16 protein-coding genes are annotated in these 14,579 nt (G+C 43.8%); 10 read left to right on the top strand and 6 right to left on the bottom strand.

Annotation, left to right across the window (positions count from 1 at the left end; all coding sequences use genetic code 11):
* Positions 1-306: 306 nt before the first annotated feature.
* On the bottom strand, positions 307-1,569 hold the full coding sequence (locus D4T97_RS06760) for a BaiN/RdsA family NAD(P)/FAD-dependent oxidoreductase (protein ID WP_126048978.1): 1,263 nt from the start codon (positions 1,567-1,569) through the stop codon (positions 307-309).
* Positions 1,570-1,772: 203 nt separating this feature from the next.
* Here D4T97_RS06760 and D4T97_RS06755 point away from each other — a divergent pair, with 203 nt between their 5' ends.
* Positions 1,773-3,395: a putative polysaccharide biosynthesis protein gene (locus D4T97_RS06755; RefSeq protein WP_126048976.1), complete on the top strand. Its 1,623-nt coding sequence runs from the start codon at positions 1,773-1,775 to the stop codon at positions 3,393-3,395.
* A gap of 48 nt (positions 3,396-3,443) precedes the next feature.
* Here the strand turns inward: D4T97_RS06755 and D4T97_RS06750 are convergent, their stop codons facing one another.
* Positions 3,444-3,794, bottom strand: a complete 351-nt coding sequence (locus D4T97_RS06750) for a hypothetical protein (protein WP_235872174.1) — start codon at positions 3,792-3,794, stop codon at positions 3,444-3,446.
* Positions 3,795-4,380: 586 nt separating this feature from the next.
* On the opposite strand from D4T97_RS06750, the gene D4T97_RS06745 reads away from it, so the two are divergent.
* Positions 4,381-5,109: a pseudouridine synthase gene (locus D4T97_RS06745; RefSeq protein WP_126048974.1), complete on the top strand. Its 729-nt coding sequence runs from the start codon at positions 4,381-4,383 to the stop codon at positions 5,107-5,109.
* Between the two features lie 232 nt (positions 5,110-5,341).
* On the opposite strand, the gene D4T97_RS06740 is transcribed toward D4T97_RS06745, so the two are convergent.
* Both D4T97_RS06740 and D4T97_RS06735 read right to left on the bottom strand, forming a co-directional pair.
* Positions 5,342-5,542 carry a hypothetical protein gene (locus D4T97_RS06740; RefSeq protein WP_126048972.1) on the bottom strand — a complete coding sequence of 67 codons (201 nt, stop codon included), beginning with the start codon at positions 5,540-5,542 and terminating at the stop codon, positions 5,342-5,344.
* 217 nt (positions 5,543-5,759) lie between these two features.
* Entirely contained in the window at positions 5,760-5,981 is a 222-nt protein-coding gene (locus tag D4T97_RS06735) for a DeoR family transcriptional regulator (RefSeq protein WP_126048970.1), read from the bottom strand.
* 320 nt (positions 5,982-6,301) lie between these two features.
* Here D4T97_RS06735 and D4T97_RS06730 point away from each other — a divergent pair, with 320 nt between their 5' ends.
* The 6 genes from D4T97_RS06730 to D4T97_RS06705 are packed head-to-tail and all read left to right on the top strand — an operon-like array spanning position 6,302 to position 11,942.
* A complete protein-coding gene (locus D4T97_RS06730; RefSeq protein ID WP_126048968.1) occupies positions 6,302-7,006 on the top strand; it encodes an ATP-binding cassette domain-containing protein in 705 nt (234 codons plus the stop codon).
* Positions 6,999-8,177 (top strand): ABC transporter permease, encoded by a 1,179-nt coding sequence (locus D4T97_RS06725; RefSeq protein ID WP_164525495.1) that lies wholly within the window; start codon positions 6,999-7,001, stop codon positions 8,175-8,177. The genes D4T97_RS06730 and D4T97_RS06725 overlap by 8 nt, the downstream gene beginning before the upstream one ends.
* A 57-nt stretch (positions 8,178-8,234) precedes the next feature.
* Positions 8,235-9,656 carry a dipeptidase PepV gene (gene pepV / locus D4T97_RS06720; protein WP_126048964.1) on the top strand — a complete coding sequence of 474 codons (1,422 nt, stop codon included), beginning with the start codon at positions 8,235-8,237 and terminating at the stop codon, positions 9,654-9,656.
* Between the two features lie 17 nt (positions 9,657-9,673).
* Positions 9,674-10,543, top strand: coding sequence for a D-amino-acid transaminase (gene dat, locus D4T97_RS06715; RefSeq protein WP_126048962.1), 870 nt, complete (start codon positions 9,674-9,676; stop codon positions 10,541-10,543).
* Between the two features lie 27 nt (positions 10,544-10,570).
* Positions 10,571-11,134 (top strand): RNA 2',3'-cyclic phosphodiesterase, encoded by a 564-nt coding sequence (gene thpR, locus D4T97_RS06710; RefSeq protein WP_126048960.1) that lies wholly within the window; start codon positions 10,571-10,573, stop codon positions 11,132-11,134.
* Positions 11,135-11,159: 25 nt separating this feature from the next.
* A complete protein-coding gene (locus tag D4T97_RS06705) occupies positions 11,160-11,942 on the top strand; it encodes an NERD domain-containing protein (protein WP_126048958.1) in 783 nt (260 codons plus the stop codon).
* Positions 11,943-12,008: 66 nt separating this feature from the next.
* Here D4T97_RS06705 and D4T97_RS06700 read toward each other — a convergent pair whose 3' ends face one another.
* Positions 12,009-12,260 (bottom strand): hypothetical protein, encoded by a 252-nt coding sequence (locus tag D4T97_RS06700; RefSeq protein WP_206435541.1) that lies wholly within the window; start codon positions 12,258-12,260, stop codon positions 12,009-12,011.
* Positions 12,261-12,520: 260 nt separating this feature from the next.
* Here D4T97_RS06700 and D4T97_RS06695 point away from each other — a divergent pair, with 260 nt between their 5' ends.
* Positions 12,521-13,303: a phosphotransferase family protein gene (locus D4T97_RS06695; RefSeq protein WP_126049201.1), complete on the top strand. Its 783-nt coding sequence runs from the start codon at positions 12,521-12,523 to the stop codon at positions 13,301-13,303.
* On the opposite strand, the gene D4T97_RS06690 is transcribed toward D4T97_RS06695, so the two are convergent.
* Positions 13,291-13,578: a YtzH-like family protein gene (locus tag D4T97_RS06690; RefSeq protein WP_328588764.1), complete on the bottom strand. Its 288-nt coding sequence runs from the start codon at positions 13,576-13,578 to the stop codon at positions 13,291-13,293. The genes D4T97_RS06695 and D4T97_RS06690 overlap by 13 nt on opposite strands.
* A gap of 104 nt (positions 13,579-13,682) precedes the next feature.
* Here D4T97_RS06690 and D4T97_RS06685 point away from each other — a divergent pair, with 104 nt between their 5' ends.
* Positions 13,683-14,537 carry a YtnP family quorum-quenching lactonase gene (locus D4T97_RS06685; RefSeq protein ID WP_126049199.1) on the top strand — a complete coding sequence of 285 codons (855 nt, stop codon included), beginning with the start codon at positions 13,683-13,685 and terminating at the stop codon, positions 14,535-14,537.
* The last annotated feature ends 42 nt before the right edge of the window (positions 14,538-14,579 follow it).

Below are 14,579 nucleotides of genomic sequence, written 5' to 3'. Positions count from 1 at the left end.
GATGGTGCGATACGTCCAGCTCCGACGGACAGGAAGTCCTAGTGCCGACGACGCCATTAAGTCGGCCAGGTGCCATCGGCTCGAGGTCACAAGTCCGCGGAAGTTTATTCAGGAAGATTGTGCTCCTGCGGCACAGGGTATTCAAGGAAGCGCATGTTTCCCTCGTCGCAAAGCTGCATGCAGCATAGTCAGAGATGTTTCTCACGAAGTGATTAAAATCAGCTGATTTGCTGTGGTGGCTGAGGAACTCCCTCATCAAAATTCTCCTTGTGCTTGTCGCCGATAAACGGGCGCCTTGCGCTTTTCTTATGTGCTGTATGCGGCGCTGTTTTCACCGGCAAGACGTCCAGTCACGAGAGCTGCAGTGATGTTGTACCCTCCTGTGTATCCATAAATATCCAGCACTTCACCACAGAAATAAAGGCCGGGCATTTTTTTCGATGCCAGAGTTTTCGGCTCGATTTCTTTGACTGAAACGCCTCCTCCGGTTACAAACGCTTTTTCCAGCGGCAATGTTCCATTGACAGTAAAGCGGAACTGTTTACACGCTTGGGAAAAATTGCGGATTTTTTCGGCCGAAACATTGGAACAAGGAGAAGCCGGGTCAATCTCGCATTGCTCGAGCATGAACAGCAAGAAACGTTCCGGGAGCAATCCCTTCAAGGCATTTTTGATTGCCTTTTTTGGTTCCTCTTTCACAAGCTTCTGTAACTTTTGAAACAGCTCTTCCAAGTTCATTTCCGGCAGAGAATCGAGATTCATGACAACCGTTTTTAAGTTCCATTTTTTCATTGCTTTTACTACAAATTGGCTGCACCGTAAAACAGCCGGCCCGGATATTCCAAAATGGGTAAATATCATGTCCATTTGATGGGTGATGATCGGTTTGCCTTTCGGATTCAATACACTTAGTGAAACATCCCGTAACGACAAGCCTTGGAGGGTTTTTGCTTTGATAAAAGATTCATTGGAAGTGAGCGGGACTTCGGTCGGAAACAGCTCGGTGATCGTATGTCCCGCTTTTTTCGCCCACGGATATCCATCTCCTGTGGAACCCGTCTGCGGTACAGATTTTCCACCGGCAGCAACTACGACGGCACGGCTGGCGATTTTCTCACCGCTTTCAAGCAGCACCCCTGTGGTTTCGCTATTATCATAGAGCACATCCTTCACAGGGCAGTTTGTCCTGGTTTCAACACCAAGGTCGTCCATATATGACAAAAGTGCGTCTACAACCGACTGTGCTCTATTTGAAACCGGGAACATTCGGCCATGGTCTTCTTCCTTCAGTTCAATTCCGAGATTTTCAAAGAAGCGGATGATATCTTCATTATTGAAGACGGAAAAAGCACCATACAAGAAACGTCCATTACCAGGTATATGGCGGATGATTTCCTCAAGGGGCAGCCTGTTGGTCACATTGCATCTTCCGCCGCCCGATATGGCAAGCTTTCTGCCAAGTTTATTTCCTTTATCTATCAACAGAACCTTCGCCTTTTTTTCAGCCGCGGCAATGGATGCCATCAAGCCTGACGGGCCACCGCCGATAACAATTACATCATAATTCATTTTTATTCAACACCTTAATATCCATTTCCAATCAATTTATTTTAAAATGCGCACAGACTAAAAGCAAATATCATAGAGTGCGTCATTGTCAAATCGAGCCGATAACTGTAAACTATATCAGGGGAACTCATCAAAAGTACCCATAAGAGAAAAAACGGAACATATACATAACATAAATTTTTTAACGGAGAGTCAGGGATTGAATGTCATCTAAATTAATTCGAGGAACATTTATTTTAACACTTGGTACCATTTTGTCTAAAGTGCTAGGGTTACTTTATGTCATCCCTTTTTATAGAATACTCGGCGGTGCACACCAGGCCGCACTATACACGTTTGGATATGTGCCATACACAATTTTTATCAGTATAGCGACGGCAGGGGTCCCGCTGGCAGTCTCAAAATATATTGCAAAATATAATGCACTGGAAGAGTATGCAGTGGGACGGAAGCTGTTCCGCTCCGGAATATACGTCATGCTTGGTACTGGAATTGTGTCTTTCCTGGCGATGTATGGGCTTGCACCGTGGATGGCAGAAATTGTGTTAAAAGGGGCAGAAACTGATCACAGTTATACAGCTGCAGATGTAGCAAAGGTCATCAGGGCTGTAAGCTTCGCTTTATTGATAATTCCTGTCATGAGTCTGGTGAGGGGATTTTTCCAAGGCCACCAATCAATGGGGCCTTCCGCAGTTTCAACGGTTGTAGAGCAGTTGGCACGGATCGCTTTTTTGCTGGCCGGAGCATTTATTGTGCTCTACATTTTGAAGGGAAGTATTGTAACAGCTGTTAGTGTGGCGACTTTTGCTGCTTTCATTGGCGGACTTGCCAGTCTCGCAGTCCTCATGTGGTATTGGAGAAAAAGGAAGCCGGGACTGGATGAGTTATTGCAATATGACAGGCACACAGTCGATGTCTCGCTTCCAAATATGTATAAGGAAATATTTATTTATGCCTTCCCGTTTGTATTAGTGGGAATTGCAAATCCTCTTTTCCAATTTATCGACCAAGTTACGTTCACCAGAGCAATGGCAGAAGCTGGAAAAGCAGCCGGGGCACTTGATGCACTGGGAATATTGAATATGACGACTCATAAGCTTGTCATTATTCCTGTATCGCTGGCAACAGCATTTGCTCTTACTATTGTACCGCTTGTAACAGAGTCATATGTAAAAGATGATAAAAAGCTGATGTTTCGGCAGCTTGACCAGACGTTTCAGGTTTTGCTGTTCATCACTGTGCCGGCGGCAATCGGACTTGCTCTTTTAGCTGACCCGATGTACACGATGTTTTATGAATTTGACCAATATGGTGCGCAGGTTCTCCGTACGTATGCCCCGGTGGCGATTTTATTTGCATTATACTCTGTCACTGCGGCAATACTCCAAGGTATCAACGAACAGCGCTTTACTGTGCTTAGCCTGTTGACTGGATTGCTAGTAAAATTGACTGTAAACATTCCGCTCATTAAGCTTTTTGCTACAGAAGGAGCTGTATATGCAACAGCGCTGGGCTACGGGGTTGCGATAATGATCAACTTTATCGTTATTAAAAAGTTCGCCTATTACCCTTTTAAGCTTGTCTATAGAAGATCGCTTTTGATTGTTATTTTCAACGTAATTATGGCAATTTCTGTCTATGTCATCTATAAAGGGCTGCTATTGTTTATGACGACGGAATCAACCTGGCAGTCCATTGTGATTATCATCATCTGTGCCGGAGTAGGCGGAGTTATTTATGCTTATCTTGGATTGAAGTCTGGCCTGGCTGACAGACTGTTTGGTGCAAGACTTCAAAGGATTAAGCAGCGGCTGGGATTCTCTTAATGGAAAGAAAGAGGCTGCCAATCGGCGCCTCTTTTTTTCGAATTTAGACTAACCATAGTATCCTTTATGTTCAGGAAGGTCGTAATAGTCCGGCCGGGTGTAGCCCAATTGTCTTTCAATCCTGGATACACGCCGGTCTAATCTTTCAACTTGTCTATTGAGACGCTCCATTTGCCGCTCAAGTTGGCTAAGTCTTCTTTCGGTCCCTGAGCCGCCCGGGAATCCCTGAGTCCCTGGAAAGAATTGGGGAGCTGTACCTTGCTGTTCAGCGAGCTGAGGCTGAAACTCCATAGGCTGCTGCAGAGTTCCCATAGGCTGCTGCATGCCTCCCATTGGCATCTGCATTTGCGGCATCTGCGGCATTCCCATTGGGGGCTGCTGGCGGAAGTCCATATACATCGTTTTCACTCCAATCTTTTCGTTCCTGCATCATTAGCCTATGTAAATGTGACAAAAGCGTATGGACGAAAGCCCATTTAGTGATTTTTTAAAAATAAATAAAGTATAAAATTAAACCACATATTCTATCCAAACAAGGATAATGTTATGTCTAGCTCCGACGGACAGGAGCACTGGTGCCACCGACGCGCAGGAAGTGCTAGTGCAAGCGAAGCGACAGGATGTCGCGCCCTGAGCCTGCCGAAGCCACAGGACAAGGAAAGCTTCGGCAGCGTTCCATCGCACGAAGGAAAAGCGTCAGCTTTTTCGAGGATGTGGAGTTCTAAGGCGGCCAGGCAGCATCGGCGCAGGATCAAGTTGCTTTTAGGATGAATGTGCTCCTGCGGCACAGCCTATTCGAGGAAGCGTATGTTTCCTCTCGTTGTAATGTGGCATAAAGTCTATTCAAAGAAGTTCCTCACGATATTATTGAAGTCAGCTGCTTTGCTGTGGTGGCTGAGAAGCTGCCACCTCGCAATTCGTCTTGTGCTTGTCGCATAAGGCTGTGCGCCTTGCGCTTTTCTTTATATGTTTTGGAGGTGAAAAAATGAGGATCGATAAACTTCTGGCCAATATGGGCTACGGAAGCCGTAAAGATGTAAAGAAAATATTAAAAAGCGGAAAAGTCACTATCAACGGTGACGCTGTAAAGGACGGGAAGTTTCATGTAAACCCTGATGAAGATGCTGTCGTGATTTTTGGAGAAGAAGTACACTATAGGGAGTTTATTTATCTTATGATGAACAAGCCGCCAGGTGTAATTTCCGCCACAGAAGATTTGCGGGATCAGACAGTCATAGACCTGTTGGACGAACAGGATGTGGTTTTTCAACCGTTTCCGGTCGGTCGCCTTGATAAAGATACAGAAGGAATGCTCCTTTTAACGAATGACGGCCAATTGGCCCATCAGCTTTTGTCCCCCAAAAAGGATGTTCCCAAAACTTATTTTGCAGTCATTGATTCAGCTGTTACAAACGAGGATATAGAAGCTTTTATGAATGGTGTGACTTTGGACGACGGTTATCAGACGAAACCAGGAAAGCTTGAAATTATCAAGAGCGGTCCATATTCGGATATTGAGTTGACTATTACAGAAGGAAAGTTTCATCAAGTAAAGCGGATGTTCGAGGCGGTCGGGAAAAAAGTCATTTATTTAAAACGGCTCTCGATGGGACCGTTAAAACTGGATGAAGACCTGGAACTCGGAGAGTACCGTGAATTGACTGATGAAGAAGTTGGTAGATTGAAGGACTATGTGAATGGGCAAAAGGCATAAAGCCGAAAACAGAAAAAGCCTCCTGCATCCCTTGATGGGAAGACAGGAGGCTTTTTTATATAGCGGGGGACGAAAAGAAATCTCCGCTATTCTAGTGTCTAGCTCCGGTGCCTATCGACTAGCAAACTTCGCGGCTCTGGTGCTCCTGCGCCATAGCTTATTCAAAGAAGCCTTGTTCAGCTCGTCGCAAAGCACAGGAAGCTTCTCGCAGAAGTAGCTTTCCTACGATAAGTCAACATCGGCTCCGACGGACAGGATGTCCTAGTGCCACCGAAGCCACAGGATGTGGCGCTTTGAGGCGGCCTTCGTCGCCGTGTTGTCCGGCTGCGAGTGCCATCGGCTCGAGGTCATAAGCCAATCGCTTCTGAATGCAAACTACGCCTTCGCCAGCGCTCGTCTTATGCTTGTCGCCGATAAGCTGGCACTCTCGCACTACCTTATCCTTTATCTCGTCGAAGCCACTCCAGTTTGTGCGTCGATGAACAGGCACCTCCGCTTTTCTAATGTCTAGCTACGGGCTCCAGCGACTAGCAGACTTCCTCGTCCTTCCTACGATAAGTCAACATCGGTTCGCCTGCAGCTTCACCGTGTTTATCTCGTCAGGAGTCGTCCAGTCTGTACGTCGCTAAACGTCGCCCTCCGCTTTTCTATCATAATGTTACCTTGACTTTTTTCTCTGTTGTTGTCCACTTCCCGCGGCGCGGGCTGCTGATCAGGTCATTGTATTCTAACACATTCAAATCTCTTTGAATGGTGCGAGGTGTACTTCCGAATGCATCAGCCAGTTCCCGTGTGGAAACTGTACCATTTTCTTTGATGTATAAGTAAACATCTTTGATTCTGGTAAGCATTCTGTTGGTCGACGGCTTCAAAAAAACCACTCCCTCATCTTAAAATTCCTTGGCAGATGGTGCGGACGCTGTATATGATTTATGGTTTGTAAGTTATTCCAGAGGACAACTCCTTTTCAACTATAGCTCCATAGTTTTACTGCATTTCAAGACTGAAATGTCAGACACTTCTATTTTAACTCATTAGTTTGTTTTTTGAAAGGGTAATATCCAACTTGGAAGAAAAAGGTTGTATCTTGTCGTATTTAACACATTTAGTATTCCCATTTCATGCCTATGTGAAACTTTGAGCCTCTTAATTCGTAAATAGACAGAATGAAAAAGAAAGGGATGAAGCTGTTTTGGCATTACTCTCTGTAAAAATAGATGAAGCCGGATATAAGTCAGACGAAGCGGTAATCACCCAAGTTGCTTTTTCTTTGGAGGGCTCTGGCCTTACTGGAATGATCGGTGCAAACGGAGCAGGGAAAAGTACGACCATCAAAGCGATACTCGGAGAGTTGCCCTTTGTAGAAGGCAAGATTATCCGGCTTGAAGGGACGACTTATTCATACATACCTGAAAGACCGATATTTTATGATGAACTGACATTGTGGGAGCATTTTGAATTTGTCACAGCTGTTGAACAATTAGGAGAGGAACATTTACTCTACGCCAAATCACTATTGAAAAAATTCCGCTTGGAAGATAGGATCCATGAATTTCCCGACACTTTTTCAAAAGGGATGCAGCAGAAAGGGATGATTGCCCTTGCTTTGTTTACAAAGCCTGACCTTTTGATCATTGATGAACCATTTATGGGGCTGGATCCTGGCTCGACAAAAACGCTCCTTGACATGCTTAATGAAGAAAGAGAGAAAGGAACAGGGATACTCATGTGTACTCATATACTGGATACGGCCCAGCGGGTATGCGATTCTTTTATCGTGATTGAACGAGGGACAGTCAAAGCGTCAGGGACGTTGCCTGAAGTTCTCTCACAATGCGGTGCCGAAGACGGCAGCTTGTATTCCTGTATTTCCTCGGTAGATGATATCCATGAATAGTCGTCGGCTTCTTTTTCATAGAATCAGGGAAAATTGGAATTATCAATATAAGATTATAAAATCAGTTGTTGATTGGACGGTTCTTGTCTACCTAGTTATTCCAGCGGTCATTATCAGTGTTTTTGTATACAGATCCTGGTGGATTGAGTCTCCTGGCTGGATTGAGTTCGTGCCATTTCCGATTTTATTTACACTCTATTTCTTTTTATTATGGGGAGGCTATTTTAAAACATATGTCAGAGAGGCAGATATTATTTTTTTAAGAAAAAATGAGAAACTGATGCTGGGAATGAAGCAAGGCGGGATTACAGCATCATACATCTCCGAAATGATTTCGGCGGCCTTGCTGGGGTTGCTCATTTCCCCATTTTGGTTTAACCACTACAATCTTGGGATAAAGCAACTCGTCCTCTTTTTAGGACTGTGGGTTTCCTTAAAGTGGCTAATCATGGCAATAAACGGAATGTTGAATGCCTATGTAAGGGGCTGGAGAAGTCTTTTCAGAAGCCTCCCAGTCTTAATCTGTGCAGCAGTCATTTGGTGGTTCAGTTATGAAGCATTCCAATTTGTCAGCCTTTTTCCGATTTTATTTATCATGATATTTAATGGAATTGTTTCTATGCTGCTTGTGAAAAAACGATTCACATCGATACATACTTTTGAACAGGATCTATCAATCGATGAAAAGGATAAAAATAACTATACTGAAATGATTTTCGGTCTATCCATGGATATGGAAAAGCTTCCAAAGCCCAGACCTGTTCGAAAGAGTCCAAGACTTTATTCAAAATCAAACCGGATATTTAGGAACCGAAACGAAAGAAATGGTTTTTTGGAGTTGTTCATAAAAGTTGCCACACGGGATACGGAGTATATTCGGGGATATTTGCAGGTACTTGGAGTTACCGGAGCAGCAATCGTTTTTGTACCACCACTTTGGCTGAAAATGACAGTGGCTGCCGCAGGCTTCTTCTTCCTGCTTGTTTGGGTTGGCAGCGTGTGGCATAAATTGATAGGGAACCATCCGTTTACTCGGAAATATTCCGGTAAAGAAGGGTATGTAAAAGGAAAGAACCTTGTTACTACGGTACTGATAATCCCATTTATTATTATGTGTGGATTTTATGTAATAGTTATTCAGTTGATGCGCAGTCTCTTTCCCTTTTTCTAAATGGCTGAAAAGTTGTACAATGATAGAAGCGATTATTGACCAAAGGAGTTTTTGTACATGGCGAACATTGACTGGAAGAAAGAAGTGAATAAGCGAAAGAGTGACCTGATAGGTGATTTACAGGGATTGCTGCAGATTAAAAGCGTTTTGAATGAGGCGTGCAAAGCTGAAGATGCTCCTTTGGGGACCGAAGTGAAAAAAGCCTTGGATTACATGCTAGAGCTTGGTGAAAGAGATGGGTTTATCACCAAAAATGTCGGTAATCTTGCCGGCCATCTGGAAATGGGATCAGGCGACGGGCTCATCGCGGCTTTGTGCCATGTAGATGTCGTTCCAGAAGGGGACGGTTGGTCGGTCGATCCTTATGGCGGGGAAGTGAAGGATGGAAAAATCTTTGCACGCGGTGCCATTGACGATAAAGGTCCGACGATGGCGGCTTATTATGGACTGAAAATTGTGAAAGAACTTGGTTTACCTATTGAAAAACGCATCCGGCTCATTATCGGGACAGATGAAGAAAGTAAGTGGCGCTGTGTCAACCATTACTTTGAACATGAGGAAATGCCGGATATGGGATTTGCACCCGATGCTGACTTTCCGATTATCAATGCAGAAAAAGGGATTGCAGACTTTGATTTGAAGCAAAAACGTAATGCCCCGAAAGAACAAGGGGCAAAAATAACGCTCATATCCTTCTTTTCAGGCAGACGCTACAATATGGTTCCGGATCATGCACGGGCGGTTCTCGACATACAATGTGACCATACAGAACTGCTGCAGCTATTTAACGATTTTAAATACAGTCAGGGTCTGTCGGGAAGTTACTATGTTGAAAGCGGCTATGTCGTATTGGAAATGGAAGGAATTTCTGCCCATGGAATGGAACCGGATAATGGAAAAAACGCTGGTTTGCTGCTGGCAAACTTTCTTTCCACAATCAAGCTGGATCGGAAAGGGAAGGACTTTGTGGAAGTAGCTGTCCAGTTTTTCTTTGGAGACTCCCGCGGCCGGGCATTTGGAGTGCAGCATCGAGATGAAAAGATGGGGGATGTGACAATTAATGTCGGCATCATGACCTTCAATGATGAAGATGGCGGCCGGTTCGGTTTAAATTTGCGTTACCCGGCATCGTTTAACCTTGAGGAAGGAATGGAAAAAATTATAGGTTTTGCAGATGAGGCTCACTTTGAAGTGGCCAATTTATCGAATTTGAAGCCGCATTATGTGCCGGCAGATGATATATTAATCCAAAAACTGGTCAAAGTATATGAGGAACAAACAAACGAAAAGGCGGAACTTATGTCCATCAGCGGTGGAACGTATGCACGTTCATTGAAAACGGGTGTAGCCTTTGGGGCATTGTTTCCGGGAAGGCCGGACGTAGCGCACCAAAAAGATGAATATATGGAAATAGAAGATCTGTTAAAAGCAACCGCTTTGTATGCACAGGCTTTTTACGAATTGGCATGTGATAAATAGGGACAGGAGGAATTACAATGGGGAAAATCATCTTCGGTGATCAAATACTTGATCGGTCAGTAGTACATATTGATTTGGAGGATCGCGGTTATCAATTCGGTGACGGTGTATATGAAGTGATCCGTGTATATGGCGGCAAGCTTTTCACAGCAAAAGAGCATATTGAAAGGCTTTTTCAAAGCGCAAAGAAAATAAAGATGGATATTTCTATGACGCCGGAACGTATTGAAGACCTTGTTGCTGAACTTGTTAAAGAAAACGGAGTGGGCTTCGGCTCTGTATATATGCAAGTGACGAGAGGGACAGCGCCAAGAACTCACATGTTTCCGAAACCTGACAGCCAGACGACGGCCGTTTTAACTGCATATACAAACGAGGTGCCAAGACCGGAAAGACAACTTGAAAGTGGAGTGGACGCCATCACGGCAGAAGATATCCGCTGGCTTCGCTGCGATATTAAAAGCCTCAACCTTCTTCCGAATGTCCTTGCGAAACAGGAAGCGACTGAAGCTGGATGTTTTGAAGCAATTTTGCATCGATCCGGCATAGTGACTGAAGGTTCATCCTCCAATGCGTATCTAGTGAGAAATGGAGAAGTAATTACGCATCCGGCTGACAATTTTATTCTTAACGGTATCACGAGACAGGTGCTTGCAAAGCTCTGTCAAGAAAACGGTATTCCTTTTGTTGAAAAAGCATTTGGAGTGGTTGATTTGCTCCAAGCGGATGAAGTGTTTATTACAAGCACTACCTCGGAGGTCATGCCAATAGTCAAGGTGGATGACAAACCCATTGGCGCCGGGAAACCAGGAGGAGTCACCCGCAAATTGCAGACTCTTTTCGAAGCAAAAATCAATGAAGAAACCAAAGTTGAAATTAAAAGGTAAAAATTAAATAAAAGGAGAAATCAGTCCATGCATTCAAGCCACTACTTCTTTGCAATGACATTGCCAGATGATGTTAAAGCCCATTTATCAAAAATCAGCGAGCGGTTAAAAGTTGACTTTCCCTTTAAAAGCTGGGTTCATCGTGAAGATTACCATATCACGCTGGCTTTTTTGGGTAATGCTGATCAACGCCGTCTTGCCGAGGCCGCATCAAATGTAAAAGGAGCATTGAAAGATTGTCAATCATTTCAAGTGGCCTTGAATCAGGCGGGTACGTTCGGGCGTACGGATTCCCCAAGAATTCTTTGGGTGAATACGACTGAAAGTTCTTCATTGTCGGGAGTGAGGGACAAGGTCTTTACAGCCTGTGAACGAGCCGGTTTTGAGCTGGAGACAAGACCATTTAAACCGCATATCACTCTCGCAAGGAAGTGGACGGGGCAGGGGGTATTCCAAAGCCTATCCGTCAAGGAAAGCCTGGCACCCCTGCTTCCGGGCTCCATTTTTACATTGGAGGAAGCGACATTATACAGAACCCGTCTTGACAGAACTCCAAAATATGAAAAAGTAGAGTCTTTTAAGCTCATCTAGAAGAAAAGAGGTTATATCTAATTAAATGGCTCAGCTTATCAAGTTAAACGATTATATATCCCGTTACGAAACTGATTTATCACGATACACTTCGTTATTTGTCCGGCTGAAGAAAAGAAGATGGGATTCTATGCTTGAATATGAAACTAAAAATCAAAGCGCTCCGAACGAAGTGGAGGACTTGAAACGGACTTTTCTTGACCAGCTGTTCATCTCACAAATCAAGTGGGCCAGTTCAACAATTACTGAAAAATCATACCCGCATTCTTCTTTATATTCCGATGTTCAGTTGCGCAAACTTTTACAGAGGTTTCCCGATACATTTTTATTGATGTATAACCCTATATTTCAATTGAAAAAGGCAAAGGTACAGCTTGAAGTGATAATGGTCACTCCATCCAAGGTAATTTGTATGTCTTTTTTGGATGATGAAGATAATGCTTTTTTTATCGGGTCAAAGGAGCATTTTTGGCAGAAAAAGACTCAAAATGGCGAAAATAAGGTGTTAAATCCGATCATATCGGTTAGACGCATGGATAAAGTAATCAAACAAATTTTTCAGACGAATGATACGGAACTGCCTATAGAAAAAGTAATCATTGCTGAAAATGGATATATCACCCATCAAAATCCACCTGATGATGTACGATTTATTGATAAACAAAACTATGAAACTTGGTTAACTGAACTGAAATCATACAACACCCCATTAAAAATGATGCAGTTCCGTGCTGCGAGGGTACTGCTTGAAAAAGCTGTTAGAACAAGCGTCAGAAGGAGTTACGGTGTCGGTGGCCGTCAGGACTAATAATGTAAACATATATGAATTATTGAATCTATTAAGCGCCCAAGTTTGTTAAAAAAATAATTTGTGCTACATCAAGCTCCGACGGACAGGATGTCCTAGTGCAGACGAAGCGACAGGACATAGCTGCTTGAGTCTGCCGACGGATTGGACGCCTAGTGCCGCAGGCGCCACAGGACGTGGCGCTTTAAGACGGCCAGTACCTAGCCCCGCAAACATCAAGCCGACAAGGAAGCTGATCAGGAAGTGCTCCTGCGCTGCGCCAACCTGTCGAGGATCAGCCCGTTGCAAGGCTGCACATGATGTGATTGAAGTCAACATCTTCCCTGTGGTGACTGAAAAACTGCCTCCTCGAAGATCATCTTGTTTGCCCCGGCTGATCAAGGCAATTGCTTTTTTGTTCAAAAAGCTTTGTGAAAATAATGAATCCCATTGATTGGGTCTTGACGAAAAAAGTCGGTTCGCGGTACACTTTAATGAGGGATGGCTATTGTATTTCATTTATCCAATAGCTGTCTTTTTTATTTCTAACGAGATGAACGGAGTGTCGCCTCCGGTAATTTAATTGAAGGTGAATGACGGTGAAACACTTATTAGAGCATGACTGGGAAATTATTCCTGCCGGCGGAGCGACAGGAAAGGCTTTTTTTGCATCCAAAAATAACGAAAAGCTTTTTTTGAAACGTAATTCCTCTCCTTTTTTGGCTGTATTATCAGCAGAGGGGATTGTCCCTAAACTGATTTGGACAAAGAGGATGGAAAACGGCGATGTAATTACCGCACAGGAATGTTTAAACGGCCGGGAATTTAAACCGGGGGAAATGACCCAGGATGGCGTGGCCGAACTTTTAAAAAAAATACATGAGTCCAGTCCGCTGCTATCCATGCTTGGACGTATCGGAAAAGCACCTTACAAGCCAGAGATGATGCTGGAGGAAGTGACGTCAGCACTTGATGAGGAACTTGCTTCACATCACAGTGTCCACGAAGCGCTGGAGTTTCTGAAAAGTGAGCTGCTGAATGTCAATTGTGAGACATTTACTGTTTGCCATGGAGATGTCAACCATAATAATTGGCTGCTCTCGGAAAATGGTGAAATATATTTGATTGACTGGGATGGTGCAGCTATTGCAGATCCGGCTATGGATATCGGTCCCCTTTTATACTGGTATATTCCGAGGACTGAATGGAACCATTGGCTTGAGATTTATGGTTTGGAGTATACGGACCACCTTCAGATTCGGTTGAAATGGTATGTCATTGCACATACGCTGCTTGCAATCGGCTGGCATAAAAATCAACAGCGCTACCAGGAAATGGAATTTTGGATAGAATTTTTAGAAACAATACTTCACGAAAATTGATCCATATCCTCAATCCATTGAGACAGATGTTCCTGGTGTTCATTAATATGACTGTCCAAACTGGGTGTTCGTGATCCAGTTTGGCAATAAGCGTAAATTTCTTGCAGAACAGGAGTCAATTGATGATCAACCTGCTGGTTGGCAAGCAAGGACTTGACAAGTCTTCCGATTTGGCTGCATTCGGATACGGAGCCTTGGGAGTCTTCCAAATGATTCATCATGATGTCCTTTAAAAGCTCAATTTGATTTTCGTACGACAATGACAACAGAATCATCCTTTCGCAGTGTATTATTTTATTGTATGGAAAATTGTCTTTTCTATCCTTCTCATGCAAAAAATTATGATACAATTGTTCGAAAAGCCGAGGAGATGAGTATGTTGGAGACAATGCAGCTTGGAAATTTGACGTTGACTTGGTTGAACGGGGGAGTGACCAATCTGGATGGCGGTGCAATGTTCGGTGTTGTACCTAAAGCACTTTGGTCCAAAAAATATCCCGTCGATGAAAAAAACCTTGTTGAATTACGGTCGGATCCCATATTTTTACAGAAAAACGGTAAAAATATTTTAATAGAATCCGGGCTTGGCAAAGGGAAATTAACGGAAAAGCAAATCCGGAACTTTGGTGTGATGGAAGAATCTAACGTAGAAGGTTCCCTTGCCAAACTGGGGCTGACTCCGAATGATATCGATATTGTTTGCATGACCCACATGCATTTTGACCATGCAGGGGGATTAACCAAACGTGATGGTGACGGCTATAAATCGGTTTTTCCCAATGCGGTCATCTACACATCCCAAATTGAATGGGATGAAATGCGGGAACCGAATATCCGATCAAAAAATACATATTGGAAAGAAAATTGGGAAGCTTTAGCTGACCAGGTGAAAACGTTTACAGGTGAGTTTGTTGTGGAAGAGGGAATAAGAATGTTCCACACCGGGGGTCACAGTGCCGGCCACAGTATTATTACTATAGAAAATGAAGGGGAAAAGGCTGTCCATATGGCAGACATCATGCCGACGCACGCCCACCCGAATGTCCTTTGGGTCTTGGCCTACGATGATTATCCGATGGATTCAATCTATGCAAAACAAAAGTGGATTCCTGCAGAAATTGAGGCGGGAAGCTGGTTCATCTTTTACCATGATGCTTTATACAGGGCAGTAAAGTGGGACAAAGAAGGAAATATCATGGATGCTGTTGAACGAAAGTACCAAAAAAACAGGTGAAGTAAAAATTCACCTGTTTTTTTCGCTGTGTAGGAAACTATA

This window comes from Siminovitchia acidinfaciens, assembly GCF_003605385.1.
Classification (GTDB): domain Bacteria; phylum Bacillota; class Bacilli; order Bacillales; family Bacillaceae_C; genus Siminovitchia; species Siminovitchia acidinfaciens.
This window is presented reverse-complemented; position numbering and strand designations above follow the sequence as displayed.

Excerpts from the sequence above, each read along its gene's own strand:
- D4T97_RS06760 (WP_126048978.1), bottom strand. The coding sequence starts at position 1,569 with ATGAATTATGATGTAATTGTTATCGGCGGTGGCCCGTCAGGCTTGATG.
- D4T97_RS06700 (WP_206435541.1), bottom strand. The coding sequence starts at position 12,260 with ATGTTGACTTCAATCACATCATGTGCAGCCTTGCAACGGGCTGATCCT.
- D4T97_RS06705 (WP_126048958.1), top strand. The coding sequence starts at position 11,160 with ATGGCTCAGCTTATCAAGTTAAACGATTATATATCCCGTTACGAAACT.
- D4T97_RS06725 (WP_164525495.1), top strand. The coding sequence starts at position 6,999 with ATGAATAGTCGTCGGCTTCTTTTTCATAGAATCAGGGAAAATTGGAAT.
- D4T97_RS06690 (WP_328588764.1), bottom strand. The coding sequence starts at position 13,578 with ATGATTCTGTTGTCATTGTCGTACGAAAATCAAATTGAGCTTTTAAAG.
- D4T97_RS06745 (WP_126048974.1), top strand. The coding sequence starts at position 4,381 with ATGAGGATCGATAAACTTCTGGCCAATATGGGCTACGGAAGCCGTAAA.
- D4T97_RS06755 (WP_126048976.1), top strand. The coding sequence starts at position 1,773 with ATGTCATCTAAATTAATTCGAGGAACATTTATTTTAACACTTGGTACC.
- pepV (WP_126048964.1), top strand. The coding sequence starts at position 8,235 with ATGGCGAACATTGACTGGAAGAAAGAAGTGAATAAGCGAAAGAGTGAC.
- D4T97_RS06750 (WP_235872174.1), bottom strand. The coding sequence starts at position 3,794 with ATGTATATGGACTTCCGCCAGCAGCCCCCAATGGGAATGCCGCAGATG.
- dat (WP_126048962.1), top strand. The coding sequence starts at position 9,674 with ATGGGGAAAATCATCTTCGGTGATCAAATACTTGATCGGTCAGTAGTA.
- thpR (WP_126048960.1), top strand. The coding sequence starts at position 10,571 with ATGCATTCAAGCCACTACTTCTTTGCAATGACATTGCCAGATGATGTT.